Here is a 26,764-nt window from a genome sequence, read left to right on the forward strand (position 1 = left end):
ACACACCGCATTCGGGAGCAAGCCCCCTCCCACAGGAAAAGCGGCTGTGCGCCCAAACGAGTGGGCATATTCATATACCCTTTCGATCTAGTTGGCGTCCTGATTAGAAGAGGTCGCTGTGCTAGGATTCCCCGCTCGAACACGGCCCGCTGGCCGTTCATAAGAAAGCTTTCGTGAGTAGCCATGGTCGACAAACTGACGCATCTGAAACAGCTGGAGGCGGAAAGCATCCACATCATCCGCGAGGTGGCCGCCGAGTTCGACAACCCGGTGATGCTGTACTCCATCGGTAAAGACTCCGCCGTGATGCTGCACCTGGCACGCAAGGCGTTCTTCCCGGGCAAACTGCCGTTTCCGGTGATGCACGTCGACACCCGGTGGAAATTCCAGGAGATGTACAAGTTCCGCGACAAGATGGTCGAAGAACTGGGCCTGGATCTGATCACCCATATCAACCCGGACGGCGTGGCGCAGAACATCAACCCGTTCACCCACGGCAGCGCCAAGCACACCGACATCATGAAGACCGAGGGCCTGAAGCAGGCACTCGACAAGCATGGTTTCGACGCAGCGTTCGGCGGTGCCCGCCGTGATGAAGAGAAATCCCGCGCCAAAGAGCGCGTGTACTCGTTCCGCGACAGCAAGCACCGCTGGGATCCGAAAAATCAGCGTCCAGAGCTGTGGAACGTCTACAACGGCAAGGTCAACAAGGGCGAATCCATTCGTGTGTTCCCGTTGTCGAACTGGACCGAACTGGACATCTGGCAGTACATCTACCTCGAAGGCATCCCGATTGTGCCGCTGTACTTCGCCGCCGAGCGCGAAGTGATCGAGAAGAACGGCACGCTGATCATGATCGACGACGAGCGCATCCTTGAGCATCTGTCCGATGAAGACAAAGCGCGCATCGTCAAAAAGAAAGTGCGTTTCCGCACCCTTGGCTGCTACCCGTTGACGGGCGCGGTGGAGTCCGAGGCCGAAAGCCTGACGGACATCATTCAGGAAATGCTCCTGACGCGAACTTCCGAGCGCCAGGGCCGTGTCATCGACCACGATGGCGCCGGCTCCATGGAAGATAAAAAACGTCAAGGCTATTTCTAAGGGGCTGTCATGTCGCATCAATCTGATTTGATCAGCGAGGACATCCTCGCCTACCTGGGCCAGCACGAACGTAAAGAGCTGCTGCGCTTTTTGACCTGCGGTAACGTCGATGACGGCAAGAGCACCCTGATCGGGCGCCTGCTGCACGACTCCAAGATGATCTACGAAGATCACCTGGAAGCGATCACCCGCGACTCGAAGAAAGTCGGCACCACCGGCGAAGACATTGACCTGGCATTGCTGGTCGACGGCCTGCAGGCCGAGCGTGAGCAGGGCATCACCATCGATGTCGCCTACCGCTACTTCTCCACCGCCAAGCGCAAATTCATCATCGCCGACACCCCCGGCCATGAGCAGTACACCCGCAACATGGCCACTGGTGCGTCTACCTGTGACCTGGCGATCATCCTGGTCGACGCCCGTTACGGCGTGCAGACCCAGACCCGTCGCCACAGCTTTATCGCCTCGCTGCTTGGGATCAAACACATCGTTGTCGCCATCAACAAGATGGACCTCAAAGACTTCGATGAGGGCGTGTTCGAGTCGATCAAGGCCGACTACCTGAAGTTCGCCGAAGGCTTGAAGATGAAGCCGACCAGCATGCACTTCGTGCCGATGTCGGCTCTCAAGGGCGACAACGTGGTGAACAAATCCGAGCGCTCGCCTTGGTACACCGGCCAGTCGCTGATGGAAATCCTCGAGACCGTGGAAGTGGCGGGCGACCGCAATTTCACCGATCTGCGTTTCCCGGTGCAGTACGTCAACCGTCCGAACCTGAACTTCCGCGGTTTCGCCGGCACCCTGGCCAGCGGCATCGTCAAGAAGGGCGACGAAGTCGTGGTGTTGCCGTCGGGCAAGAGCAGCCGCGTGAAATCCATCGTCACCTTCGAAGGTGAACTGGAACACGCAGGCCCCGGTCAAGCGGTGACGCTGACCATGGAAGACGAAATCGACATCTCCCGTGGCGACCTGCTGGTGCATGCCGACAACGTGCCGCCGGTCACCGACAGCTTCGAAGCGATGCTGGTGTGGATGGCTGAAGAGCCGATGCTGCCGGGCAAGAAATACGACATCAAGCGCGCCACCAGTTACGTGCCGGGCTCGATTGCCAGCATCGTCAACAAGGTCGACGTGAATACCCTTGAAGAAGGCCCGGCGAGCGCGTTGCAGCTCAACGAAATCGGCAAGGTGAAGATCGCGCTCGATGCGCCGATCGCCCTCGACGGTTACGAGAGCAACCGCACCACCGGCGCATTTATCATCATCGACCGTTTGACCAACGGCACCGTCGGTGCCGGCATGATCGTCGCTCAGCCGCTGGCTCACGGCACGGCTTCGCACCACGGCAAACTGGCGCATGTTGCCACTGAAGAGCGCGCTCAGCGTTTCGGCCAGCAACCGGCCACTGTGTTGTTCAGCGGTCTGTCGGGCGCGGGTAAGAGCACGTTGGCCTATGCGGTCGAGCGCAAGTTGTTCGACATGGGCCGCGCAGTGTTTGTGCTCGATGGTCAGAATCTGCGTCACGACCTCAATAAAGGTCTGCCACAGGATCGCGCCGGCCGTACCGAGAACTGGCGCCGTGCTGCGCATGTTGCGCGTCAGTTCAACGAGGCGGGCCTGCTGACGCTGGCGGCATTCGTCGCGCCTAGCGCCGAAGGCCGCGAGCAGGCCAAGGATCTGATTGGCAAGGATCGTCTGCTGACGGTTTATGTGCAGGCTTCGCCGACCGTGTGTGCCGAGCGTGATCCGCAAGGGTTGTATGCGGCGGGTGGCGATAACATTCCGGGCGAGTCTTTCCCGTACGATGTGCCGCTCAATGCCGATCTGGTGATCGACACCCAGTCGCTGACGCTGGAAGAAAGCGTCAAGCAAGTGCTGGATCTGCTGCGTAAACGTGGCGCGATCTAAGCACTGAAGCTGCGACAAGCTTCTAGCGGCAAGAAAAAGCCCGCCGATGAGCAATCATCGGCGGGCTTTTTTTTATTCGGGCATACGGCGATCAAAACTGTGGGAGCGAGCCTGCTCGCGAAAGCGTTATCTCATTCAACATCTTTGCAAGCTGATCCACCGCTTTCGCGAGCAGGCTCGCTCCCACAGGGGGTTAGTGTTTGGCTGGATATTCGCGGTGCATCTGTTCCAGCAGTGCATCCTTGTCCAGCCACAGCTGATTGATCCAGCCCTGGAACTGCAGGCGGTATTCGCCGTCCTGATCGTAATTCTTGCCAATGAATTGCTGGGGAATCTTCAGCTCTTCAAAGTGCACCACTACGTCCCGCACATTGCCGCACAGCAGGTCCCAGAATCCCGGACGCCCGGCCGGATAGTGGATGGTCACGTTGACGATCGATTCCAGCTGCTCGCCCATGGCATCGAGCACAAAGGCAATGCCACCGGCCTTGGGTTTGAGCAGGTATTTGAACGGCGACTGCTGCTGGGCATGCTTGCCTTCAGTGAAGCGCGTGCCTTCGACGAAGTTGAAAATCCCCACCGGGTTGTCGCGAAATTTCGCGCAGGTCTTGCGGGTGGTTTCCAGGTCTTTGCCTTTCTTCTCCGGGTGCTTTGCCAGGTAGGCCTTGGAGTAGCGTTTCATGAACGGGAAGCCGAGTGCCCACCACGCCAGACCGATCACCGGCACCCAGATCAGCTCCTGCTTGAGGAAGAACTTCAGCGGCTGAATGCGCCGGTTGAGCACGTATTGCAGCACCAGAATATCGACCCAGCTCTGATGGTTGCTGGTGATCAGATACGAGTGTTTGTAGTCCAGACCCTGCAGGCCGCTGAGGTGCCAGCGGGTGCGGCGCACCAGGTTCATCCAGCCTTTGTTGTTGCTGATCCACGCTTCGTGGGTGTGGCTCATCAGCCAGAGCGATGCGCGTCGGGCGAGGCTGAATGGCAGCACTTTGATCAGCGCCACGCAGAACAGAAACGAGCAGAGCAGAATCGTGTTGAGCGCCAACAACAGTGAGGCGATCACGCCGCGCAGCGGTGCAGGTAGAAAATCCAGCATTTACACATCCATAGGTCGGTTGGCGGCTTGAATCGCGGTGAGGGCGATGGTGTAGACGATGTCATCGACTTGCGCGCCGCGCGGCAAGTCGTTCACCGGTTTGCGCAGGCCTTGCAGCATCGGGCCGAGGCTGACGCAGTCGGCGCTGCGCTGCACGGCTTTGTGGGTGGTGTTGCCGGTGTTGAGGTCGGGGAACACGAACACGGTGGCGCGACCGGCCACCTGGCTGTTCGGAGCCAGTTGCCGGGCGACTTCCGCGTTGGCGGCGGCGTCGTATTGCAGTGGGCCATCGATCAGCAACGAGTGCTGTTGCTCGTGGGCGAGCAGGGTGGCTTCGCGGACTTTTTCGACTTCTTCACCGGTGGCCGATTCGCCGCTGGAGTAACTGATCATCGCCACGCGCGGGGTGATGCCGAACGCGGCCGCCGAGTCGGCGCTTTGCAGGGCTATCTCGGCCAGCTCCGATGCGCTTGGGTGCGGGTTCATCACGCAGTCGCCGTAGACCAGCACTTCTTCCGGGAACAGCATGAAGAACACCGACGACACCAGCGTGCAGCCTGGCGCCGTTTTAATCAGCTGCAGGGCCGGGCGAATGGTGTTGGCGGTGGTGTTGATCACACCCGAAACCAGCCCGTCGACTTCGTCCAGTGCGAGCATCATGGTGCCGATCACCACGGTGTCTTCCAGTTGCTGCTCGGCCATTGGCGCGTTGAGGCTTTTAGTCTTGCGCAGGGCGACCATCGGCTCGACGTAGCGCTCGCGGATCAGGTCCGGATCGAGGATTTCCAGGCCTGGCGGCAAGACGATGCCTTGCGCGCGGGCCACGGCTTCGACGTCCTCGGGTTTGGCCAGCAACACGCAACGGGCAATCCCGCGTTCCTGACAGATGGCCGCCGCCTGCACGGTGAACGGTTCGCTGCCTTCGGGCAGGACGATGCGTTTGTTCGCCGCCTGGGCGCGCTGAATCAATTGATAACGGAACACCGCTGGCGACAGGCGCATTTCCCGTGGTGTGCCGCAACGCTGATGCAGCCAGTTGGCGTCCAGATGGCTGGCGACGAAATCGGTGATGATCTCCGCGCGCTCGCGGTCATCAATGGGGATTTCCTTGTTCAGGCCGTTGAGCAGGTTGGCGGTGTCGTAGGAGCCGGTGCTCACCGACAACACCGGCAGACCGGCCTGCAACGCGCCACGGCACAAGTCCATGATGCGCGGGTCGGGCAGGGTGTCGCTGGTCAGCAGCAGGCCGGCCAGCGGCACGCCGTTGATCGCCGCGAGGCTGACCGCGAGGATGATGTCGTCGCGGTCGCCCGGCGTTACCACCAACACGCCAGGCTTGAGCAGCTCGACGGTGTTGCGCATGGTTCGCGCGCAGATAATGATTTTGGTCATGCGTCGGGTTTCGTAGTCGCCGGCATTGAGCACTTGCGCGCCCATCAAGTCGGCGACGTCGCGGGTGCGCGGCGCGTTGAGTTCCGGCTGGAACGGGATGCAGCCGAGCAGGCGGAAATCACCGCTGCGCAGAAGTGGCGAATGTTCCTTCAGGCGCGTGGCGAAGGCGTCCATGCTCTCGTCGGTCTTGACCTTGTTGAGGATCACGCCAAGGACTTTCGGGTCCTTCGGGCCTCCGAACAATTGCGCCTGCAACTCGACGCGGCCGGAGAGTTCGGCGAGCACTTCGTTTTCCGGCGCCGAGACCAGGATCACCTCGGCATCGAGGCTTTTGGCCAAATGCAGATTGACCCGCGCCGCGTAACTGGCGCTGCGGGTCGGCACCATGCCTTCAACCACCAGCACGTCTTTGCCGACAGCCGCTTGCTGATACAGGGTAATGATTTCTTCCAGCAACTCATCGAGCTGACCGTCGCCGAGCATCCGCTCGACATGGGCCAGGCCCAGCGGTTGCGGCGGTCTCAGGCCATGGGTACGTGCCACCAGTTCAGTGGAGCGCTCAGGCCCGGTGTCGCCCGGATGCGGCTGGGCAATCGGTTTGAAGAAGCCGACTTTCAGCCCGGCGCGCTCCAAAGTACGCACTAGCCCGAGGCTGATGGAGGTCAGGCCCACGCCAAAATCGGTGGGTGCGATAAAAAAAGTTTGCATGCGAATTCTCTAAGGGTGCATGGCAATGGCCGTCGCCTATAGCTGACGATCAGCCGAAATTCAGTCGCCAAGGTTATCGCTAACCGAGCCTTGTGCGCACCAACCGCAGGCAAAGGGTTGGCCTATTTTTTCAATACGTTGCCCCGGGTCCAATACCCACGCTCGCGATTGCCATGGCGGCTGATGGCGCAGGTGTTGCGTGTGTCCACAGGAAAGCTCGGCCACCCAATGAGCGTCCTCGTCTTGATGCAAGCCTGTGATCGTTGAATCCCGTTTGTCCGGGTTGTGTTCGCTTTCGCGCGATTGCTTCGCTAAACTTGGCCTTTCTATATTCTTATGCAAAAGGTCTCGCCCCATGCTGATCGCCGCCAATAAGGCTGTCTCCATCGACTATACCCTGACCAACGACGCTGGTGAGGTCATCGACAGCTCTGCCGGCGGCGCTCCGCTGGTTTACCTGCAAGGCGCAGGCAACATCATCCCGGGCCTGGAAAAAGCCCTGGAAGGCAAAGCTGTTGGTGACGAACTGGAAGTCTCCGTTGAACCGGAAGACGCTTACGGCGAATACGCAGCCGAACTGGTCAGCACTCTGAGCCGCAGCATGTTCGAAGGCGTTGACGAGCTGGAAGTCGGCATGCAGTTCCACGCTTCGGCGCCGGACGGCCAAATGCAAATCGTCACCATCCGTGACCTGGACGGCGACGACGTCACTGTCGACGGCAACCACCCACTGGCCGGTCAGCGTCTGAACTTCAAAGTGAAGATCGTTGCTATCCGTGACGCCAGCCAGGAAGAAATCGCTCATGGTCACGTCCATGGCGAAGGTGGCCATCAGCACTGATTTTCTGCGCTAAGCTTTCGAGAACTGGAGAGGCGCCCGCGGGCGCCTTTTTAGTCCGCGGCTGTCCTTGGTGGTCTCGCCAAGTGGCTGTTTCGAGAAGAACACGGGAATCCTGGAGTACGTCATGAGTGCTTTTCACGACCTTAAGTTGACAGCCCTGGATGGTCAGGAGCTACCGCTGGCGCCCTTCAAGGGCCAAGTCGTGCTGGTGGTCAACGTCGCCTCCAAATGCGGCCTGACGCCTCAGTACGCAGCGCTGGAAAACCTTTATCAGCAATTCAAAGGCAAAGGCTTCAGCGTCCTGGGCCTGCCGTGCAACCAGTTTGCCGGCCAGGAACCTGGCAGCGAACAGGAAATTCAGGAATTCTGCAGCCTCAACTATGGCGTGACGTTCCCGTTGTCGAGCAAGCTCGAAGTCAACGGCCACGATCGTCATCAGCTCTACCGTCTGCTGGCGGGCGAGGGCGCGGAGTTTCCCGGTGATATCACCTGGAATTTCGAGAAGTTCCTGCTCGGCAAGGACGGCCGGGTGCTGGCGCGATTCTCGCCACGCACGGCGCCGGATGATCCGACCATTGTTCATGCGATTGAAAAAGCGCTGAGCTGAACATCAAGATCAAAAGATCGCAGCCTTCGGCCCCTCCTACATGAGATCAACTGTAGGAGCTGCCGAAGGCTGCGATCTTTTGCTTTCTGTCTTTTAATCCTTAATCACCCAAATCAATAGTGCTGTTCAATGGCTTCGTCGGCCCATATTATCGCCGTCATAAAGACATTCCTTGTGGAGCCTTCCAATGCCGGTTCAAGCCTTGTTCAAACCGTTCCACCTCGGTGCCCTCGAACTGCCGACCCGTGTGGTCATGGCGCCAATGACCCGTTCGTTTTCCCCGGGCGGCGTGCCGAACTCTAAGTTCATCGAGTACTACCGTCGTCGCGCGGCGGCGGGTGTGGGCCTGATCATCACCGAAGGCACCACCGTCGGCCACAAGGCCTCCAACGGCTACCCGAACGTGCCGCACTTCTACGGTGAGGCCGCGCTGGCCGGTTGGAAAAAAGTCGTTGATGCCGTACACGCCGAAGGCGGCAAGATCGTTCCGCAACTGTGGCACGTCGGCAGCGTGCGTCGTATCGGCACCGAGCCGGACGCCAGCGTGCCGGGGTACGGCCCGACGGAAAAACTCAAGGACGGTCAGGTCGTCGTGCACGGCATGACCAAACAGGACATTCAGGACGTTATCGCTGCGTTCGCTCAGGCCGCTAAAGACGCCAAAGCCATCGGCATGGATGGCGTCGAAATCCATGGTGCCCACGGCTACCTGGTCGACCAGTTCTTCTGGGAAGGCAGCAACCAGCGCACCGACGAATACGGCGGCAGCCTGGCCAATCGTTCGCGTTTCGCTATTGAGTTGATTCAAGCGGTGCGCGCAGCGGTCGGTGAGGGCTTCCCGATCATCTTCCGTTTCTCGCAGTGGAAGCAGCAGGATTACACCGCGCGTCTGGTGCAAACACCGGAGGCGCTGGGCGAGTTCCTCAAGCCGTTGTCCGAGGCCGGTGTGGATATTTTCCACTGTTCGACGCGGCGTTTCTGGGAGCCGGAGTTCGACGGCTCCGAGCTGAACCTGGCGGGCTGGACGCGCAAGCTCACCGGCAAACCGACCATCACTGTCGGCAGCGTCGGCCTGGATGGCGAGTTCCTGCAGTTCATGGTCAACACCGACAAGGTCGCGCAACCGGCCAGTCTGGAGAACCTGCTGGAGCGTCTGAATAAAGAGGAGTTTGATCTGGTGGCGGTGGGTCGCGCGCTGCTGGTCGATCCGGACTGGGCGCAGAAAGTGCGCGAAGGGCGTGAGCAGGACATTCTGCCGTTCAGCCGCGAGGCGTTGATGACGCTGGTTTAACGGGCGCCTTCATAGGCCCCTTCGCGAGCAAGCCCGCTCCCACAATTGAAATGCATTCCAATGTGGGAGCGGGCTTACTCGCGAAGACGGCTTAACGTCAGCGGTAATCAAGGCAATGTCTGTGCATCCGGGACAACCTGCTCCCCGACACAAGCCCCACGCAAATGACCTTCAAACTGCTCGATAATCGCCGCCCAGCCCTGGCGACTCGCATGCTGCCGCGCATTCAAGCGCACACAACGTAAAGTCTCATCTTCCTCCAGCAACCACGCCGCCGCATCGCAAAACGCTTCCTCATCTCCCGGCATCGCCAGCACGCCGTTGTATCCATGACGAATATGCTGCGCCGCCGCTGCCTGATCGTAAGCCACCACGCCAAGCCCCGACGCCAGTGCTTCGAGTACCACATTGCCGAAGGTTTCCGTCAGGCTCGGAAACAGAAACACATCACCCGATGCATAGTGCGCCGCCAAGGCTTCACCGCGTTGTGAGCCGCAGAAGATCGCCTCCGGCAGGTCCTTTTCCAGTGCCAGGCGTTGCGGCCCGTCACCGACCACGATCAGTTTCAGATTGCGCTGTGGATAAGTGCTGCGCAGTTTTTCAAAGCTGCGTTTGAGCAAGCCAAGGTTTTTCTCTGGTGCGAGCCTTCCTACGTGAATCACCGCAATATCCCGCTCGCCCAGTCCCCATTGCTCTCGAAGAGCGTTCAGTCGTTTGGCCGGGTGGAACAACTGGCTGTCGACACCTCGCGACAACAACGCCAAACGCTCGAAGTGCCTGCGCTCCAACTCCAGCCGTTGGCTGATGCTCGGCACCAGCGTCAGCGCTGAACGGTTGTGAAACCAGCGCAGGTAGTGGGTCAGCATCCGTGTCAGGAGACCGAGGCCGTACTGACTGGTGTACTGCTGGAAATTTGTGTGAAAACCACTGACCACTGAAATCCCCAGGCGCCGTGCCGCGCGCAATGCCGACAGGCCCAGCGGGCCTTCCGTGGCGATGTACAGCACATCCGGGCGCTGACGCTTCCAGCGTCGCAGCAATTTGTGCATTGACGACTGACCCCATTGCAGCCCCGGATAGCCCGGCAACGGCCAGCCCCGGCAAAGCAGCAAGGCATCGTCCTCACAGCGCTGTGGATCGTCGGCCTGGCGCGGGCGCACCAGTTCGACCCGATGCCCGCGCGCGCGCAAGCCGTCGCACAAGCGGCCAAGGGTATTGGCCACGCCGTTGATTTCCGGTGGGAAGGTTTCGCTGATCAGAGTGATGTGTAGAGCTGTCGTCATGGCCTCAGTGTCGGCTGAGGCCATGTCGTGCTTGTGACGTTCGGATGATGGATTTGTGACCGACTGTTTGAGACCGGCTCAGCGTTGAGTGACGAGGTTCTCCGCGCCGCGCTCACGCACCCAGAACAACGTCGCGCCAGCCACAGCCGCGGGCATCATCAGGATGTTGACCACAGGGATCAGCAACACCAGATAGACGATCCCGCCAAAGCTCATGCTCTGCCAGCGCTTCTCGCGCAGCCAGGCGAGCATCTCGTTCCAGCCCAGTTTGTGGTTGTCCGCCGGGTAGTCGATGTACTGGATTGCCATCATCCACACACCGAACAGCAGCCACAGCGGCGCGGCAACGATGTTCACCACCGGGATGAACGAGAGGATGAACAGGCCGATGGCACGCGGCAGGAAATAGCCGAGTTTGCGCATTTCCCGAGCGAGGGTGCGCGGGATCATCGCGACCAGTTCGCCCCAGCTGAACGCCGGGAAGTCATCGGTGCCGCGCACCACCACTTCGACTTTTTCCGCGAGGAAGCCGTTGAAGGGCGCTGCAATGATGTTGGCGAGCATGGTGAAGGTGAAAAACACCATCAACGCCACCAGTAACACGAACAGCGGCCACAGGATGTAACTGAGGAAATTCAGCCATTCGGGAAGCGATGGCATCAGCGTATCGACCCACAGGCTGAACTGGTGGCCGGCCAGATAGATCAATCCGACGAACAACACCAGGTTGATGGCCAGCGGCAGCAGCACAAACAATCGCAGGCTGGGGCTAAGGACCAGTTTGAGGCCTTCGCGCAGGTATTGCGGGCCGGACAGAACGGGTGCGGGCATAAGGTGCTCCGAGCAAGGGAAAACGCGCCGACCTTACCGGCTTTGCACTACGTGCGAAAGCGCGGCAGAGTGATCGACATCCACTGTAACAAAGACGTCCATCTCGTCAGTGTGTCGGCATAGAGACCACCTATGAGCTGGATTGTTAAACCGTATTTCCTTAATCTTGCCCCCCTCGATACGCTGCACCCAACTTTTTATAGGACTGTCGAGCTCAAGCCTTCCCCAAGGTTTTCCACGGTCCTTTTTTATTCCCGCCGGCAGTCCGGCGTTCCGCGCCAGTTTTTCGGCCCGGTCAACAGGAGCAGGTCATGTCTGAAGTCCGTCATTCGCGAGTGATTATTCTCGGTTCCGGCCCTGCCGGTTACAGCGCTGCGGTCTATGCCGCCCGTGCCAACCTCAAGCCACTGCTGATCACCGGCATGCAGGCTGGCGGTCAACTGACCACCACCACCGAAGTCGACAACTGGCCGGGCGATGTCCACGGCCTGACCGGCCCGGTACTGATGGAGCGCATGCGCGAGCACGCCGAGCGTTTTGAAACCGAGATCGTCTTTGATCACATCAACGCGGTGGACTTCGCTTCCAAGCCATACAGCCTGACCGGCGACAGCGCGACCTACACCTGCGACGCGCTGATCATCGCCACCGGCGCCAGCGCTCGTTACCTGGGCCTGCCGTCGGAAGAAGCGTTCATGGGCAAAGGCGTTTCCGCCTGCGCGACCTGCGACGGTTTCTTCTACCGTAACAAGCCTGTTGCAGTGGTTGGCGGCGGCAACACCGCTGTTGAAGAAGCGCTGTATCTGGCCAATATCGCCAGCACCGTGACCCTGATCCACCGTCGCGAAACCTTTCGCGCCGAGAAGATCCTGATCGACAAGCTCAACGCCCGTGTGGCCGAAGGCAAGATCATCCTCAAGTTGAACGCCAACCTCGACGAAGTACTGGGCGACAATATGGGCGTGACCGGTGCGCGTCTGAAGAACAACGACGGCAGCTTCGACGAGATCAAAGTCGACGGCGTGTTCATCGCCATCGGCCACACTCCGAACACCTCGCTGTTCGAAGGCCAGTTGACCCTCAAAGACGGTTATCTGGTCGTGCAGGGCGGCCGTGACGGCAACGCCACCGCAACCAGCGTCGAAGGCATCTTTGCCGCCGGTGACGTGGCTGACCACGTTTACCGCCAGGCCATCACCTCGGCCGGCGCCGGCTGCATGGCAGCACTGGACACCGAGCGCTATCTGGATGGTCTGCAGAACGCTTCGTTCTAAGATCGCAGGCATAAAAAAACCGGCCAGAGATTGGCCGGTTTTTTTGTGCCCGCGATTTCAGCTACGCCACATACCCAATGTGGGAGCGGGCTTGCTCGCGAAGGCGTCGTGTCAGGCACTATTTTTGGTGACAGACACACCGCTTTCGCGAGCAAGCCCGCTCCCACAGGGATTGTGTGTGGCTGGAGGAATCAGCGGCGGGTCAGGGGTTGCGCGGTGAATTTCACGCCGGCCAGGCCATGCTTGATCAGCGCCCGAATATTGCCGTGATCACTGCCCTCAGGCGTCGCCACTACGGAGCGGTAATGCTCGCCGAACGCCAGCAGCGCTTCTTCATCGCTCAGGCCTTCCAGCAGCGCCAGACCCAGGGTCTTGCACGAACCTTCGTTCTGCCCGGCAGCGTTTTCCACACCACCGTTGTTGAACGCCTGAGGCTGGTAGTCGTAACCGTTGGCGATGAAAGCCAGGGTGTCGGCGAAAACGTGTTCGCCGCTCTTGAGGCTGGCGCGCAGGGTGTTCAGATCACTCATTGGGTTTTCCTTTGGCGAACGCCGCTTGTTGTTCGGCGCTGGCTTCTTGCTGAAATCGGGCTTTCCACTCGGCGTACGGCATGCCGTAAACCACTTCGCGGGCGTCGTCGAGACTGACTTCGATCTGGCGCTCGTCGGCTTCGGCCTTGTACCACTTCGACAGGCAGTTGCGGCAGAACCCGGCGAGGTTCATCAGGTCGATGTTTTGCACGTCCATGCGGCTGTCCAGATGGGCGACGAGCCGGCGGAAGGCGGCGGCTTCGAGTTCGAGGCGTTGTTGCTCGGTCATGATGGGCTCTGTGCAGTCAATTCGTGGCGCGGATGATAAAAGTCTGGCAACCAATGCGCCAGACACGCTCAGCGGCTGGCCGCGAGGGTAATCGACACCGACTCGGCAAAACGCAGCGCATGGGGCTTGTCGACTTCGACTTCGGCATACAGCACCGAGCCGTTGCTCATCACCAGATCGAGCAATTCCTGGGTCAGTCGTTCAAGCAGCGCAAAGCGGTTGCCCTCGACGTGGGCGATGATCGCCTTGGTGATGGTGCGGTAATTGAGTGCGTGGTCGATGTCGTTATCACGCACCGCTTCCTGCGCGGCGTACAGAATGGTGACGTTGATCAGCACATCCTGCTTGTTGAGGATCTCGTCCTCGTTGATCCCGATAAAGGTGCGCAAGCGCAGATCCTTGACCCGGATGCGCGCCATTCCCGGTTGAAGTTGTGACATTTATTTGCTCCGTCCAATCAATTGCAGGAACTCCTGGCGGGTGTTGCTCGAGTCGCGGAAGGCGCCAAGCATGACCGAGGTGTTCATGGTCGAATTCTGTTTCTCGACACCGCGCATCATCATGCACATGTGTCTGGCCTCGATGACGACCGCGACGCCAGCGGCATCGGTGACTTGCTGCACCGCGTCGGCGATCTGCCGGGTGAGGTTTTCCTGAATCTGCAGGCGCCGGGCGAACATGTCCACCAGTCGCGCGATCTTCGACAGCCCCAGCACCTTGCCTGTCGGAATATAAGCCACATGGGCCTTGCCGATGAAGGGCTGCAGGTGATGTTCGCACAATGAGTACAACTCGATGTCGGCGACGATGATCATCTCGTCGCTGTCCGAGGCAAACAGTGCGCCATTGACGATCTCATCGACGCTCTGCCCATAACCGTGACACAGGTATTGCATGGCCTTCGCCGCGCGCACCGGGGTGTCGAGCAACCCTTCACGGTCGGGATTTTCCCCGAGGCCGATGAGGATCTCACGGTAGTTTTCTGGCAGGGAACGGGTCATGGAACATCCTCGCGGGCGGGGTTATTTGACGTGCCGTCCGCCGTTGACGGTCAGGGTCGTGCCGGTGACATACGGATTGTCGAGCAGATAGCGCAGGCTCTGATAGATCACTTCGCTGCCGGGCTCGATGCCCAGTGCGGATTTGGCCAGCGCCTTGGCGCGGTACGCCGCGTCGTCGTCGGGGTTGAACAATAGCAGGGCCGGCGCGATGCCGTTGACCTTGATTGCCGGCGCATAACGCGCTGCGAACGACAGGGTCAGGCTGTCGAGTCCGGCTTTGCTGGCGCAATAACCGATGTGCTTGCTGCTGCCCTTGCGGGTGACATCGTCGCTGATGTGGATGATGTCCGCAGGCGTCGATTGCCTGAGCAGATCGGCCCCGTGCAGGTTGATCAGGTAGGGCGCGAGCATGTGAATGTTGTACATGCGCGTGAAGGCTTCAGCTTCGCTGTCCGGAGTCTCTGCCAGCCATTCAGAAGCGTTGTGCACAATGGCACGCAGGCTGTCGGTGTGGGTTTTCAATTCGGCGATGAAGGCGAGAATGCCCGACTCGCTGGAAAAGTCGGCGAACACGCCGATGGCGCCCAGATCCCGCAGCACTTGCACACCAGGGCGAGCGCTGCGATAGGTGAAGATCACGCGGTGGCCGTCTTCGAGCAAACGCTGCGCACAATGCAGCCCGACACGCTGGCCGGCACCGGTAATGAGGATCGGGGCAGAATTTGGGGTCATGAGCGGCTCGCGTCGCGGTTAAAGCAAAAACTATAACAGCGGTGGGCCATAAAAGATCGCAGCCTTCGGCAGCTCCTGCACAGGGAACGTCCACCTATCCTGCAAGAGCTGTCGAGTGCAACGAGGCTGCGATCTTTTAGCGGTTTTGCGTTGAGGGCGCTGCAGGCAACGGCCGCACAGGCGTGCTGTTCAGCCAGTTGGCCAGTAACCGTGTCGACAGCGGAATAAAGAAGTACACCATCAGCGGTGTCAGGCCCGCCGTGCTGATCAGCACCCGCGCCAACAGGCTCATGTCGGCGAGCAGCGGGCCGAGGACAAAATTGAACAGCAGCGACACCGGAAAGAACGCCAGCCAGATCGCCACAGCCTGTTTCCAGCGCGGCGGGCGTGCACCCACGGTACCTGCGCCGAACCAGCCTTCAATGCCGCTGACGCGATGCTCCTTGGGATGGGCAAACAGGTCAGAACCGCGGTCCAGCCAGGCGGTACGTGAAGCCGAGTGCTCCCACGCATGCAGCGTCTGTTCATCGACGAAGCGGAAAATGATCTGGAATTCGTTATCGCCGGGCGGCGGAGCCAGCACGCCGGAGCCGAGATACCCGGGGAAGTCAGTGGCCAGTTGCTCGCCTTCGCGCAGCCAGGCGATCAGATCCTGGTAGCGGCCATCGGCGACGCGACGGGCAACCATCAGCGTGACGGGGGAAGTAGACATTGTGTATCTCCGTATTTCGAGTGCGTCGCTCCGGGTAAGAGCTTTGCAGTACGAGGGCCGGGGTAGTGGCCCGCGTTTTTTAACAAGCAAGGATTATTCCTGATTTTCGCAATTAAACCAGAGACTTTCGTCGCAGATCATCGCTTGAACCAAAATGGTGCATCGGGGTTAGAGTGGGATCCAAAATCCACTTGGACGTTGACCGCCCCATGCCTGTCATGACGGACGAAAGCCCTGCTTCGCAGGCAACCGTTGCGCTTGAGCGCGAAGATCTGTTTCCCATTCGCGAAGTCTCACGACTGACCGGCGTCAACCCGGTCACGCTGCGCGCATGGGAGCGGCGCTATGGTCTGATTGAGCCGACGCGCACCGAAAGTGGGCATCGCTTGTATTCGATGACCGATATCGATCGCGTTCGCAGCATCGTCGAGTGGATCGACCGAGGTGTCGCGGTCAGCAAGATCGGCAAGATCCTCGCTAAAACCGATCCGTTGAAAGTGTTGGCACACATCATTCCTGATGATCTGGTGCAGTCCGACTACCAGCAATGGCAGCACCAGTTGCAAAGAGCGGTCAGCGCCTTTGATGACGTTGAACTGGACCGGGTTTATGGTCAGATCTTCTCTTCGTATGCTTTGCCAGTGGTGTTTCAGGACATTCTGATGCCGCTCTGGCGGCAATTGCTGCAGCGTCAGGACGCCTTTGGGCAAACCAGCGAATGGCTGTTTCTCGATGGTTACCTGCGCACGCGGGTATTGCAGCGAATCATTGCGTTACGCGGCTCACAGACGCGCAAGATCATTGTCAGCGCCTTGGCCGGTCAGTGTCGTGAGCTGGAACTGCTGGTGGCGGCGTTGTTTCTCAGCACCAGTGAATCGGGGGTGCGGGTGCTGACCACCGGGCAGCCGTTCGATGAATTGACGCTGGTCTGCGAAAGGATCAAACCGCAGGCGCTGGTGCTGTTCTCCAACCATGCGCCGAGCCCGGAATTGCCACGGCGTTTGAACCGTTTGGCGTTGAGTCTGGATTGCCAGTTGTTGTTGGCGGGAGATGCGTCCGATCTGGCGCAGGAAAGCCTCAGCGGAACGTCGATCGGTTGCGTTGGTAATGAAGGGGCGACCATGCGTAAGCGTCTGATGCAGATACTGACGGGCAAACTCGATACCTGAGCGTCAGGTGTGCAGGGCAGGGTGGGTCAGGCGGTGTTGTTGCAGGATGAACTGGCGCAGACGCTCGGTTTCGTCCGCATCGGTCTGGCTCAATTCGTAAGCGTAGAAACCGCTTTCGGTTTCTCGTTCGAAATTGCCGCGCAGGGAAATCCGCTCATAACCTGAAGGGCTGAACCACAATGCGAAGTGCTTGGGTGGTTTGGTCTTGTTGCGCATTTCCAGCAGCACGCCTTTGTGCGAAACCTCGTGAACCCACATCGTGCCCGGTTGGCCTTTGGCGTTTTCCAGCGCCACCGGTTCTTCCAGGGTCAGTCGCCATGGGCGCACCATCGGCCCGTCTTCGAAAATGCTCGGTACGCCCAGGCGCAGATGCAGCGCATGAAACTCGTCTTCCACCAGATGCAGCGGAAAGGTCATCTGCTGATTTTCAAAGCTGGCCTGAATGGTCACTTGCTCGTGAGCCGCCAGACGCGTCAGCAAGTCACGGATCTGCGAACCACCATTAACCAGCAGACTCGACGTTGCATCCCGCACATTGAGCTGCGGGTTGTGCTGCATGGTCTGGATGAAATCCAGCTCATCCTGGGTCAGGAGGGCATCGCGCTGCATGATTAACTCGAAAGTAATAGTTACAAAGTCATTGGTGATTGTAGTTAATGACCGTTAGTTCGCTGTTTTGTTTGCGCCGTTCGTCGATTTCAGACCCGCCAGCTCTGTTTCCAGCGCGGCGACCCGGGCTTCCAGTTGCGCCACACGCTGCTGAGCCTTGACCTGAACGGTCACATCCTTTTGCACCCCGACGAAATACGTCTGGCCATCGGCGGCATTTTTTACCGTCGACAGCGACAGTTCATTCCAGAACGGTGTGCCGTCCTTGCGATAGTTACGCAGGATTTCCCGGCATGACCCGCCGTTGCGCAACACCTCGCGAATCCGCCCAAGGCTTGCCTGATCACGGTCACCGGCTTGCAGAAAACGACAGTCCTGGTAGAGGATTTCCTCACTGGAGTAGCCGGTCAGGCGTTCGAAGGCCGGGTTGACGTAAATCAGGATGGCATCCTGCTCGCCCTCTTGCTCTGCGACGACAACCCCATCGTTCGACGCGTTGATCACCATTTGCAGCAGGCTGGCGTTGATCATCCTTGATTACCTTCAGCATTGTTGTTGGCTGGCATTCTAGAAGAACCGTAGGCGCTGTCTACTGGCCATCGCTGCCAGTTGAGATCCAATCGCAGCTTAGCCTTGGGGACTGTTACTATCTGCGCTCTTTTTTTCAGTTTCAGGATCAGATTGATGAAAGTCGCCATTCTCTCCGGTTCGGTCTACGGCACCGCCGAAGAAGTCGCCCGCCACGCCCAGAACCTGCTGAAAGCCGCTGGCTTTGAAACCTTCTACAACTCACGCGCCAGCCTTGCCGATGTCCAGTCTTTCGGACCTGAAGCGTTCCTTGCCGTGACGTCGACCACCGGCATGGGCGAGTTGCCGGACAACCTGCAACCGCTGTATTCGACTATCCGTGATCAATTGCCGGCAGCGTGGCGCGATATGCCGGGCGCGGTGATTGCCTTGGGCGACGCCAGCTATGGCGATACGTTCTGCGGCGGTGGCGAGCAAATGCGTGAGCTGTTCTTCAGCGAACTGGGGCTGCGCGAGGTGCAGGACATGCTGCGTATCGACGCCAGCGAAAGCGTCACTCCGGAAACCGACGCCGAGCCATGGCTGGCGGATCTGATCGGCGCGCTCAAGGGCTGATCGGCCGCTCGCCCAACAGGGCCAGCCAGGCTTGCGCGGCTTTCGACAGGTAGGCGCCCTGACGCCAGATGAAGGCGATGTCCCAGCGTAAATAGTCCGGCGCGCGTAAGGTCAGGCGCACCACGCCAGGCCGTACCAGACCGCGCGCGACCACGCTGGGCAACAGCACCACGCCTTGCCCGGCCGCCACCAGCGCTGCGAGAAAATCCGCCTGACCGCTACGGCCGCCTTCCTTCGGCGTAAAGCCCAGTTGCTGACAGGCCTGGAGCAAGCGGTCGTTGAGCACAAAGCTGCGCTGATAGAGCAGGAACGGCGTGTCGGCCAGTTCTTCCAGCCCGATCTCACCCCGATCGGCCAGCGGATGATCCGCCGGCAGCAACGCATCAAGTTTCTCATCGCAAAATGGCTGGAAGTCGAACTGCGGATCTTTCGGCAGCAGACTGCCACCCAACTCCAGTTCGCCGCTCAACACCGCTTGTTCGATGTTGCGGCTGCCGCCTTCAAGCAACTGAATGCTGATATTCGGGTAGCGCCGCCGGTATTCGGCAAACAGCCCGGCGAACAGCGCATCACTGCCCAGCAGCGGCAAACCGAGGCGCAGTTCGCCACGGGCCAGATGACTGAGGTCGTCCAGCTCAACGAGCAACTCATTGCGCAAACGCAACATGCCTTCAGCGCGTTGCAATACCACGCTGCCAGCCGCCGTCAGGCGCAGCTGTGAGCCCAATCGTTCGAGTAATGGCGTGCCGAGGCTCTGCTCCAGCTGCGCGACTTGTTTGCTCACTGCCGACTGGCTGATGTGCAGGGTTTTCGCCGCTTGAGTGAACCCGCCCTGATGCATGACTTCGACAAAACTGCGCAGCTGTTTGAATTCCATTGGCCTGATTCCTTTTTGGAATGGCTGTGAGTCTAACAATTCGCTTCTGGGATGGCAGGCCGCTTCGTAAAATAAGCGCCTGTCAGGAGCCCACCATGAACGCCTCAAACCTCAAACATCTTTCCCGTCTGGTCGCCGAGCTCGCCGTGTTGCTCGGCCTCTACCTGCTTGGTTGCCAACTTGCCCTCTGGCTGACCTTGCCGATTCCCGGCGGGGTGATCGGCATGGCGCTGTTGCTGCTGGCGTTCGCTTTTGGCTGGGTCAAACCGGCAGCTCTGCAACTGGGGGCGGGCTTGTTGATGGCCGAGATGCTGTTGTTCTTTATTCCGGCGCTGATGAGTCTGCTCGACTACGGCGCGTTGTTGCGCAATGACGGCTGGCGGATTCTGCTGGTCATCGCCGCCAGCACGTTGATGGTGATGCTGGTGACCGCGTTCACCGTGGAAGTGGCCGTGCGCCTGAGGCGTTCCCATGAAGCTTGAACTGATGCCGATGTTCTGGCTTGCCTTCACCTTGCTGGCGTATCTGTTCAGCCGCTGGATTTATCGGCGTACCGGGCGTTACCTGTTGTCCCCGCTGATTCTGGTGCCGGCATTGCTGCTGGCACTCGCCGTGCCGCTGCACACCGCTTACGCCGAATACTCCAGCAACACCCATTGGCTGATGCTGGTACTCGGCCCGGTCACGGTCGCTTTCGCCGTGCCGATCTGGCAGCAACGGCGTTTGTTGATGCGGCACTGGTCGGCATTGTTACTGGGCATGCTGGCCGGCAGTGCGGCATCGATCGCTACCTCGTTCGGTCTGGCCAAGGCGCTGGCGCTGGACAGTTCGGTGACGATGTCACTGGTGCCGCGCTCGATCACTACGCCGTTCGCCATGCCACTGGCGCAGGACCTCGGTGGCGTGCCGGAACTGACGGCGGTGTTTGTGATGTTCACCGGGGTGTTCGGTGCAATGCTCGGCGGCGTGCTCTTGAAGTGGCTGCCGTTGCGCAGTGCCCTGGCGCGGGGCGCGCTGTTCGGTGTCGGCGCGCACGGTGCCGGGGTCAGTCGAGCCCATGAAGTGGGTGGCGAAGAAGGCTCGGTGGCGGGGCTGGTGATGGTGCTGACCGGTTTGCTCAATCTGTTCGCCGCGCCATTATTGGCGTCGTTGCTTTGACATGGATCCAAGGTGTTTACGTTGCTGACCCGCTCAGTCATCAAGCTGGCTGGCAATGCAACTACGCGATCGACTGCGCCTGACTAGACTGCTGACACGTACAAAACAATAAGAACGCAGAGGTGCATACAGTGAGCGTAGCCCCCGTCCAGTCGTCCCTTAATGTCAAAGACCAGGTCAGCGCCGCCGAGTGGCAGACCCGTGTCGATCTCGCCGCTTGTTATCGTCTGGTTGCCTTGCATGGCTGGGACGATCTGATCTTCACGCACATTTCCGCCAAGGTGCCGGGCACCGAAGATTTCCTGATCAATCCGTTCGGTCTGATGTTCCACGAGATCACCGCGTCGAGCCTGGTAAAAGTCGATCAGGCCGGCAACAAACTCATGGACAGTCCTTACGAAATCAACCCGGCCGGCTACACCATCCACAGCGCCGTGCATGAAGTGCGGCACGATGTCGTGTGTGTGCTGCATACGCACACCGCCTCGGGCGTGGCGGTGTCGGCGCAGAAGCAGGGTGTGTTGCCGATCAGTCAGCAGTCATTGTTCGTGCTATCGAGCCTGGCCTATCACGGCTATGAAGGCGTGGCGCTGAACCATGAAGAGAAGGCGCGCCTGCAGGCCGATCTGGGCGAGAACAATTTCCTCATGCTGCACAACCACGGCCTGCTGACCTGCGGCGGCACCATCGCCGACACCTTTCTGATGATGTTCACCTTCCAGCGCGCCTGCGACATCCAGGTGATGGCGCAGACCGGTGGCGCTGAACTCATCGCCATCGAACCGCAAATTCTGGCGGGCGCCAAGGCGATGATCGTCGGCGTCACTAAAAGCGCTCAGGGCATGGGCGGCGCGCTGGCCTGGCCCGCGCTGCTGCGCAAACTCGATAAACAAGACCCCGGATATAAACTCTAATGCCTCTTGCCGAGATTCCTCTGTGTGTCTGGCGTAAACGCAGCCAGACGTTTGTCTTTCGTGGCCAACCGATCCGTTACTGGACAGCGGGGCAGGGTGAGCCGCTGCTGCTGATCCACGGCTTCCCGACCGCCAGTTGGGACTGGCATTACCTGTGGCAGCCACTGGCCCAGCGTTATCGGGTGATCGCTTGCGACATGCTCGGTTTCGGCGATTCGGCGAAACCGGTCAATCACCGCTACAGCCTACTGGAGCAAGCGGATTTGCAGCAGGCATTGCTCGCGCATGTGCAGGTCGAGCAACCGCTGCATATCCTCGCCCATGACTATGGCGATAGCGTCGCGCAGGAACTGCTCGCCCGGCATTACGAAAAGCAGATCGAGGTCGCCAGTTGCGTGTTCCTCAACGGTGGACTGTTCCCGGAAACCCATCGCCCGGTGCTGGTGCAAAAACTGTTGCTCAGCCCATTGGGCTGGATGATCGGCCGGGCCTTTACCCGCGACGCGCTGGTGAAAAGCTTCCGCCAGATCTTCGGTCCGCAGACCCGCCCGAGTGAAAGTGAACTGGATGATTTCTGGAGCCTGGTCGACAGCAATCGCGGCCCACGGATCATGCATAAACTGATCAGCTACATTCCCGAGCGGCGGGTGCAGCGTGATCGTTGGGTGGCGGCAATGCAGCGCGGCGAAGTGCCGTTGCGGGTGATCGTTGGCGAAGTTGATCCGATCTCGGGTGCGCACATGGTCGAGCGTTATCGCCAGCTGATTGCCGATGCAGACACCGTGCTGTTGCCGGGCATTGGTCACTATCCGCAGACCGAGGCGCCGATGCAGGTGCTTGAGCACTACCTGGCATTTCGCGAAAGCTTCGTGCTGCCACCGCGCAAGGTCGCGTGTTCCTTTTGATTTTGCGCTGCACATCATCCCCCAGCCTTATCGCGCACCATTCAGCCCCAGCCGTGTTCGTTGTGACCGAAAGCCCCGTGCCTGACACTCGGAACAACTGTCCCTTGGCCTGCTGGAGTTGCCGCGATGAATGAGTCTGTGCGTTTCGAAGATAAAGTCGTGATTGTCACCGGAGCCGGTGGTGGCCTCGGACGGGCTCACGCACTGCTGTTCGCCAAGCAGGGCGCCAAAGTGCTGGTCAACGACCTCGGCGGCTCGACCCAGGGCGAGGGCTCCAACGCCTCCGCCGCCGACCGCGTGGTGGCGGAAATTCGCGAAGCCGGTGGCATCGCCGAAGCCAATCACGATTCGGTCACCGACGGCGACAAACTGGTGCAAAACGCCCTCGACGTCTTCGGTCGTGTCGATGTGGTGGTCAACAACGCCGGCATTCTGCGCGACAAGACCTTCCACAAAATGGACGATGCCGATTGGGATCTGGTGTACCGCGTCCACGTCGAAGGCGCCTACAAAGTCACCCGCGCCGCCTGGCCGCACCTGCGCGAGCAAAACTACGGCCGCGTGATCTTCACCGCCTCAACCTCCGGCATCTACGGCAACTTCGGCCAGTCCAACTACGGCATGGCCAAACTCGGCCTCTACGGCCTGACCCGCACCCTGGCCATCGAAGGCCGCAAAAACAACATCCTCGTCAACGCCATCGCCCCAACTGGCGGCACGCGCATGACCGAAGGCCTGATCCCGCCGCAAGTGTTCGAACAACTCAAACCGGAACTGGTCAGCCCGCTGGTGGTGTACCTGGCGAGCGAGCAATGCCAGGAGACTTCAGGACTGTTCGAAGTTGGTGGCGGCTGGATGGGCAAGGTGCGTTGGGAGCGCAGTTTGGGCGCCGGGTTTGATCCGCGAGTGGGTTTCTCGCCGGAAGATGTCGCGGCGCATTGGCAGCAGATTTGTGATTTCGAAGGCGCGGCGCATCCGAAGGACAATATTGAAGCACTGAAGGAAATGATGGCGAATTTGCAGAAGTATTCGCTTTAAGTAAAAGGGCCATCAATCTTAGGATTGATGGCCCAATTTTTTAGGAATATCTGTTTTCTGTCATGAATTTTGGGGCTTTCCAGTTTGGCCCTTTGATTGCAACAGGCCCTTTGCCGTCGGCCAATACACCTGTTTCGAAAAGTTTCGCATATGTTTGAAGCAGTTCACCGCTGGCAACCACTTCGTATCGATAACGCCCAAACATTCTGTCTAGTGTTGGGATTGCGGAACCTAGTGCGAAAACAGTTAACACGTCCTCGACGGATTCATTTTTGACAATTTGCTCGACGGTGCTCATTGCTGGCCTCCTTTCAGAAGTTTTTTATAAAAAACTGCCTCTTGCTTATCTGCTGCTGCAATGGCGTCTTCTGTGTAAAGCTGCGTCTCATCATCTCTAAGCTTAAAGTCTTCTAAAGTAGCCGTGTGCGCGTTGTTCCAGACCGAAGAATCTTCCCCAGGTTTGAAATCGTCAGCGAGACCGAGTTCTCGGAACCTTTCAAGCTCCCTAATCTCATGAGTGTAGTAGCGCAAATCCGTATCACTCAATGCCCATTGACGACTCAGAATTTTTTCAAGGCGCCTCACCATGATGTCGTTGGCGTCCGATTGATCAAACCTTGCGATATGCAGTTTCACTGCATCAATTCCGGCTTGAGTAATCACTGCCGTGCGCCAATCCAGATCAAGAATTGGACCTCCTGCTTGCTCGGGGTTGAAAGGACGACCGCTGTATTTGCCTTTGACGTAGGCACCGGGGTATGGACTGCTGAACACCACATAAAGCGGAGCAATCCCTGAGTCATCAGGGAACACAATAATGAATCGTTCCCACCCCTCGACCAGAATCGGATTTATATCCAGTCGCCCTTCAACCGGGATAATGGCGGCTCCCGAGTAGGCGGGCGTATCTGTTTCCGTAATGGGTGATGCAGTAGAGCTGTTACCCGGTGAGTGGGCGGGCGTCCAGGTAAGGAAGTCAGTTGGAGAATCCGGCAGAACGGCTTCGTAGACGTCATTCAATAGATCGTACGCTGCGTTCAGCACCAGAACACTTGAGCGCACATGGAAATCGTCGGTAGTCGTGACGAATACTTCGGCGCCGGGGCCAAAAGATCGAATTCCCAATCCAACGGGTAGATCGAGTGTTCCTTGTCGGTCGGCGATTTCGCGCAATGTCTCGGGAGTTTCTGAAGACAGTTCGGCAAACGGTACGCTCAGCGTGAATCGATCACCGTTACCCAAGCGCGATGGCATCAGCAGTGCCGCGAAACCGACAACTGCTGGAGCTATCAAAGCAGTTCCCGCCGTTGTCAGCGTCAAAAGCCCTGACCTCATAGCGTTGAGAATCGAGGTCGTCGTCGCAGGGGGCAGGCGAACTGCACTTGATGCGAACGAGAAAACCGGCCGGCTGACAGCCAGCGCTCCGGAGGCTGGGTAAACGGTGTGAATTTCCGATATTTGCCGAGGCTCTTCTACATCTCGTTCATCGGCCTCCGCTTGCGACTTCGCTGCTCTTTGCTGATTGATCTTTTGCGTTGCCAATTGAGCTTGCTGTTGAGCCACAGATGTAGCGGTTCTGATGGCGCCGTTGAGAATTTCCTGACGTCGCTGCTCGGCTTCCAGTCGGGACTTTATTTGCTCGATTCGCTGCTCCATTTCTGCAGTAAGACGAGCCTGCTCCACAGCGAAAAACTGTGCGGCTGCTTCTGCATCGACTTGCGCTCTGGCAAGCGCTGTTTTCAATGCCAAAGCATCAGCTCGAGCCTTAGCCTTTTCACGCGCCGCATTTTCGATTAATTCATTGTAAAGTTTTCTCAATTCTTCTCTTTCTGCTTGGTCTCTGACTTCCTCCTCTTCCTGCTCTTTGCGAGCTATTTCATCGAGTTCTCTCTGGCGTTGCTGTTCAGCAGCAATTCGAGCGCGCTCGGCGTTGGCCAGACCCTCGAGTCGTGCCTGTTCGCGCGCTTTATGTTCTTCCTGTTGTCTGCGTGCAACTTCAGCAAAGTCTTTCTGCCGTTGTTGCTCCGTTGCAATACGTGCTCGTTCAGCGGCCAGGCGCTGAGCTTCTGCGACCGCAGCAAGTCTCGCCTGCTCCTGCGCTCTGTTGTGTTCCGCCTGTATGCGGGCCGCATCGGCAATGTCTCTCTGCCGTTGTTGTTCCGCTGCAATCCGGGCGTTTTCGGCTGCCACTCGAGCTGCCTCGGCCATCGCCGCATTCCTTGCGTGCTCCTCAGCCTGTGCGGCCCTCAAGTAACTTTGTGCATTCATCGCTTGCTGGTGCAGCAGGGCAATCGATTGAGATAGAAGCTGGGCCTCATGCGCCGCGAGATAGGATTGCTCCCAGAGTTGTGTCGAGCGAGCGCCGGGCCAGATTAGCTTGTCGATGGTTGTCGCTTTACGAACGAAGTCGGTGAATGATTTATCTCTCGGGTCACTGCCGAAAAAAGCATTCGCAGTAATGTTTTTTTGCTGTAGTTCGACGGTCTTTCGAGCGCGTAATGTTTCCCTTATATCTACTTCTCTCTGCCACGCCTGAACGGCTGATATCGATGAAGCAGGCAGCTGTGATCTATTGGCTGCAATTTCTGCTTCCAGATTAACCGGCAGTGCTTGTGACTTGGTTTCAAATTCCTGCTGGACTTGTCTTTTTACTTCTTGAGTTCTGACAGATGTTTCCACCTGGTGGAGTTGAGTGTTGGTACCGTTCCCGAACATGCCACTGCCGCGAGGGCGTGAATGAGTGGTAATCGGGGTCATCCATTCCGGGGCTTGTCCAACAGTATGGATAGCCGGAAAATTATCTTGTGGTGGTCGTTGCATTTAAATTCCTTTTTAAATGCGGCATCGAAATAGCTTTTGCTGTGCGGCATTAGTCGCAAGCGTAAAGCTGCAAGCCTGCGCCAATGATGTGAGCAGGTATGTTTATGCTAAGTGATTAATTTCTAGGAATGGGCTTGGTGTGTTGTCGGAAACTTCTGGTAAGACAAAGAGAGTCTGGGAAGCGATGAGACAGATTTTGTTAATGAATATGTAGGATTAGTAGGATTTTGGAAATTTCTTACAGTGCGTCGCGTTGATAGCTCAGCGACTTGTAGGATCTGCTAAAAACGGCGCCCATAAAAAAGGTTCTTCACGGAATCCCGGGAAACACAGAAACAAGAACGCCGATTTGATTGATGATGTTCGTGCGAGCAAACACATCTAACAAACCGGCGTTCTTATGCACGATATTAATACTTTCCTTCCTTTTTGGGAGGGCTTTTCTGTCGTCACGATCAAGCCTGATGGTGATGCCCTCCAGATCGATCTGACACCCCACGCCACCCGATTCCCTTCCTGTGGTGGGTGCCAA

Annotated in this window: 30 protein-coding genes; 13 read left to right on the plus strand and 17 right to left on the minus strand. The window is 58.7% G+C overall.

The features are described from left to right. Positions 1–183 precede the first annotated feature (183 nt). Both cysD and cysN read left to right on the plus strand, forming a co-directional pair. The gene (cysD, locus tag CKW18_RS22875) at positions 184–1,101 is read left to right on the plus strand and encodes a sulfate adenylyltransferase subunit CysD (protein ID WP_007912374.1); all 918 of its coding nucleotides are present in this window, start codon (positions 184–186) and stop codon (positions 1,099–1,101) included. Positions 1,102–1,110: 9 nt separating this feature from the next. After that, positions 1,111–3,009: a sulfate adenylyltransferase subunit CysN gene (gene cysN, locus CKW18_RS22880; RefSeq protein ID WP_095190874.1), complete on the plus strand. Its 1,899-nt coding sequence runs from the start codon at positions 1,111–1,113 to the stop codon at positions 3,007–3,009. Positions 3,010–3,202: 193 nt separating this feature from the next. On the opposite strand, the gene CKW18_RS22885 is transcribed toward cysN, so the two are convergent. From CKW18_RS22885 to CKW18_RS22895, 3 genes are read right to left on the minus strand one after another with little or no spacing between them, the layout of a single operon-like run. Beyond that, positions 3,203–4,108, minus strand: a complete 906-nt coding sequence (locus CKW18_RS22885; RefSeq protein ID WP_095190875.1) for an acyltransferase — start codon at positions 4,106–4,108, stop codon at positions 3,203–3,205. After that, a complete protein-coding gene (gene pta, locus CKW18_RS22890; protein ID WP_095190876.1) occupies positions 4,109–6,208 on the minus strand; it encodes a phosphate acetyltransferase in 2,100 nt (699 codons plus the stop codon). A gap of 60 nt (positions 6,209–6,268) precedes the next feature. Next, entirely contained in the window at positions 6,269–6,595 is a 327-nt protein-coding gene (locus CKW18_RS22895; RefSeq protein ID WP_095190900.1) for a DUF3565 domain-containing protein, read from the minus strand. Between CKW18_RS22895 and CKW18_RS22900 the strand changes: the two genes are divergently transcribed. The 3 genes from CKW18_RS22900 (at position 6,564) to CKW18_RS22910 (ending at position 8,947) form a co-directional block, all read left to right on the plus strand. Next, positions 6,564–7,049: a peptidylprolyl isomerase gene (locus CKW18_RS22900; RefSeq protein WP_095190877.1), complete on the plus strand. Its 486-nt coding sequence runs from the start codon at positions 6,564–6,566 to the stop codon at positions 7,047–7,049. The two genes, CKW18_RS22895 and CKW18_RS22900, sit on opposite strands and share 32 nt — an antisense overlap. A 124-nt stretch (positions 7,050–7,173) precedes the next feature. Next, positions 7,174–7,656 carry a glutathione peroxidase gene (locus CKW18_RS22905; protein WP_095190878.1) on the plus strand — a complete coding sequence of 161 codons (483 nt, stop codon included), beginning with the start codon at positions 7,174–7,176 and terminating at the stop codon, positions 7,654–7,656. 187 nt (positions 7,657–7,843) lie between these two features. Continuing rightward, positions 7,844–8,947 (plus strand): NADH:flavin oxidoreductase, encoded by a 1,104-nt coding sequence (locus CKW18_RS22910; RefSeq protein WP_095190879.1) that lies wholly within the window; start codon positions 7,844–7,846, stop codon positions 8,945–8,947. Between the two features lie 107 nt (positions 8,948–9,054). Here CKW18_RS22910 and CKW18_RS22915 read toward each other — a convergent pair whose 3' ends face one another. Both CKW18_RS22915 and cysZ read right to left on the minus strand, forming a co-directional pair. Then, positions 9,055–10,254, minus strand: a complete 1,200-nt coding sequence (locus CKW18_RS22915; RefSeq protein ID WP_095190880.1) for a glycosyltransferase family 1 protein — start codon at positions 10,252–10,254, stop codon at positions 9,055–9,057. 54 nt (positions 10,255–10,308) lie between these two features. Then, positions 10,309–11,061 carry a sulfate transporter CysZ gene (gene cysZ / locus CKW18_RS22920; protein ID WP_095190881.1) on the minus strand — a complete coding sequence of 251 codons (753 nt, stop codon included), beginning with the start codon at positions 11,059–11,061 and terminating at the stop codon, positions 10,309–10,311. A gap of 311 nt (positions 11,062–11,372) precedes the next feature. Between cysZ and trxB the strand changes: the two genes are divergently transcribed. Then, positions 11,373–12,335, plus strand: a complete 963-nt coding sequence (gene trxB / locus CKW18_RS22930) for a thioredoxin-disulfide reductase (protein ID WP_095190882.1) — start codon at positions 11,373–11,375, stop codon at positions 12,333–12,335. A gap of 191 nt (positions 12,336–12,526) precedes the next feature. On the opposite strand, the gene CKW18_RS22935 is transcribed toward trxB, so the two are convergent. The 6 genes from CKW18_RS22935 to CKW18_RS22960 all read right to left on the minus strand — a co-directional run bounded on the left by CKW18_RS22935 (position 12,527) and on the right by CKW18_RS22960 (position 15,599). Next, the gene (locus CKW18_RS22935) at positions 12,527–12,865 is read right to left on the minus strand and encodes a HopJ type III effector protein (protein WP_095190883.1); all 339 of its coding nucleotides are present in this window, start codon (positions 12,863–12,865) and stop codon (positions 12,527–12,529) included. Then, a complete protein-coding gene (locus tag CKW18_RS22940) occupies positions 12,858–13,154 on the minus strand; it encodes a DUF1244 domain-containing protein (RefSeq protein ID WP_095190884.1) in 297 nt (98 codons plus the stop codon). The genes CKW18_RS22935 and CKW18_RS22940 overlap by 8 nt, the downstream gene beginning before the upstream one ends. A 68-nt stretch (positions 13,155–13,222) precedes the next feature. Next, the gene (folX, locus tag CKW18_RS22945; RefSeq protein WP_095190885.1) at positions 13,223–13,594 is read right to left on the minus strand and encodes a dihydroneopterin triphosphate 2'-epimerase; all 372 of its coding nucleotides are present in this window, start codon (positions 13,592–13,594) and stop codon (positions 13,223–13,225) included. After that, positions 13,595–14,155 carry a GTP cyclohydrolase I FolE gene (gene folE, locus CKW18_RS22950; protein WP_095190886.1) on the minus strand — a complete coding sequence of 187 codons (561 nt, stop codon included), beginning with the start codon at positions 14,153–14,155 and terminating at the stop codon, positions 13,595–13,597. It abuts the gene before it with no gap. Between the two features lie 21 nt (positions 14,156–14,176). Then, positions 14,177–14,887 (minus strand): dihydromonapterin reductase, encoded by a 711-nt coding sequence (gene folM / locus CKW18_RS22955; protein WP_095190887.1) that lies wholly within the window; start codon positions 14,885–14,887, stop codon positions 14,177–14,179. 136 nt (positions 14,888–15,023) lie between these two features. Next, positions 15,024–15,599: an antibiotic biosynthesis monooxygenase gene (locus tag CKW18_RS22960; RefSeq protein ID WP_095190888.1), complete on the minus strand. Its 576-nt coding sequence runs from the start codon at positions 15,597–15,599 to the stop codon at positions 15,024–15,026. Positions 15,600–15,808: 209 nt separating this feature from the next. Between CKW18_RS22960 and CKW18_RS22965 the strand changes: the two genes are divergently transcribed. Then, positions 15,809–16,768 (plus strand): MerR family transcriptional regulator, encoded by a 960-nt coding sequence (locus CKW18_RS22965; RefSeq protein WP_095190889.1) that lies wholly within the window; start codon positions 15,809–15,811, stop codon positions 16,766–16,768. A 3-nt stretch (positions 16,769–16,771) separates the two neighbouring features. On the opposite strand, the gene CKW18_RS22970 is transcribed toward CKW18_RS22965, so the two are convergent. Together CKW18_RS22970 and CKW18_RS22975 are read right to left on the minus strand one after the other, a co-directional pair. After that, entirely contained in the window at positions 16,772–17,377 is a 606-nt protein-coding gene (locus CKW18_RS22970) for a hypothetical protein (RefSeq protein ID WP_095190890.1), read from the minus strand. Between the two features lie 54 nt (positions 17,378–17,431). Beyond that, entirely contained in the window at positions 17,432–17,908 is a 477-nt protein-coding gene (locus CKW18_RS22975; RefSeq protein ID WP_095190891.1) for a PAS domain-containing protein, read from the minus strand. A gap of 153 nt (positions 17,909–18,061) precedes the next feature. Between CKW18_RS22975 and CKW18_RS22980 the strand changes: the two genes are divergently transcribed. After that, positions 18,062–18,520 carry a flavodoxin gene (locus CKW18_RS22980; protein ID WP_095190892.1) on the plus strand — a complete coding sequence of 153 codons (459 nt, stop codon included), beginning with the start codon at positions 18,062–18,064 and terminating at the stop codon, positions 18,518–18,520. Here CKW18_RS22980 and CKW18_RS22985 read toward each other — a convergent pair. Next, the gene (locus CKW18_RS22985; protein ID WP_095190893.1) at positions 18,510–19,397 is read right to left on the minus strand and encodes a LysR family transcriptional regulator; all 888 of its coding nucleotides are present in this window, start codon (positions 19,395–19,397) and stop codon (positions 18,510–18,512) included. The two genes, CKW18_RS22980 and CKW18_RS22985, sit on opposite strands and share 11 nt — an antisense overlap. A gap of 95 nt (positions 19,398–19,492) precedes the next feature. On the opposite strand from CKW18_RS22985, the gene CKW18_RS22990 reads away from it, so the two are divergent. The 5 genes from CKW18_RS22990 (at position 19,493) to CKW18_RS23010 (ending at position 23,412) form a co-directional block, all read left to right on the plus strand. Then, complete coding sequence (locus tag CKW18_RS22990; protein ID WP_095190894.1) at positions 19,493–19,879, plus strand: CidA/LrgA family protein; 387 nt, start codon at positions 19,493–19,495, stop codon at positions 19,877–19,879. After that, positions 19,869–20,555, plus strand: coding sequence for an LrgB family protein (locus tag CKW18_RS22995; protein ID WP_095190895.1), 687 nt, complete (start codon positions 19,869–19,871; stop codon positions 20,553–20,555). The genes CKW18_RS22990 and CKW18_RS22995 overlap by 11 nt, the downstream gene beginning before the upstream one ends. 131 nt (positions 20,556–20,686) lie before the next feature. Then, positions 20,687–21,469: a class II aldolase/adducin family protein gene (locus tag CKW18_RS23000; RefSeq protein ID WP_095190896.1), complete on the plus strand. Its 783-nt coding sequence runs from the start codon at positions 20,687–20,689 to the stop codon at positions 21,467–21,469. After that, on the plus strand, positions 21,469–22,374 hold the full coding sequence (locus CKW18_RS23005) for an alpha/beta fold hydrolase (protein WP_095190897.1): 906 nt from the start codon (positions 21,469–21,471) through the stop codon (positions 22,372–22,374). The genes CKW18_RS23000 and CKW18_RS23005 overlap by 1 nt, the downstream gene beginning before the upstream one ends. A gap of 126 nt (positions 22,375–22,500) precedes the next feature. After that, a complete protein-coding gene (locus tag CKW18_RS23010) occupies positions 22,501–23,412 on the plus strand; it encodes an SDR family oxidoreductase (protein ID WP_095190898.1) in 912 nt (303 codons plus the stop codon). 40 nt (positions 23,413–23,452) lie between these two features. Here the strand turns inward: CKW18_RS23010 and CKW18_RS23015 are convergent, their stop codons facing one another. From CKW18_RS23015 to CKW18_RS30670, 3 genes are all read right to left on the minus strand, one after another. Continuing rightward, positions 23,453–23,710, minus strand: coding sequence for an immunity protein (locus CKW18_RS23015; RefSeq protein WP_095190899.1), 258 nt, complete (start codon positions 23,708–23,710; stop codon positions 23,453–23,455). Beyond that, entirely contained in the window at positions 23,707–26,232 is a 2,526-nt protein-coding gene (locus tag CKW18_RS23020) for an S-type pyocin domain-containing protein (protein ID WP_256587075.1), read from the minus strand. Before CKW18_RS23020 ends, CKW18_RS23015 begins: the two co-directional genes overlap by 4 nt. Before the next feature lie 310 nt (positions 26,233–26,542). Continuing rightward, the coding region (locus CKW18_RS30670; RefSeq protein ID WP_170947308.1) for a hypothetical protein at positions 26,543–26,764 on the minus strand (222 nt) is incomplete at its 5' end.

The sequence above is a fragment of the Pseudomonas sp. Irchel 3E19 genome, assembly GCF_900187585.1.
In the GTDB taxonomy this organism is placed as follows: Bacteria; Pseudomonadota; Gammaproteobacteria; order Pseudomonadales; family Pseudomonadaceae; genus Aquipseudomonas; species Aquipseudomonas baetica.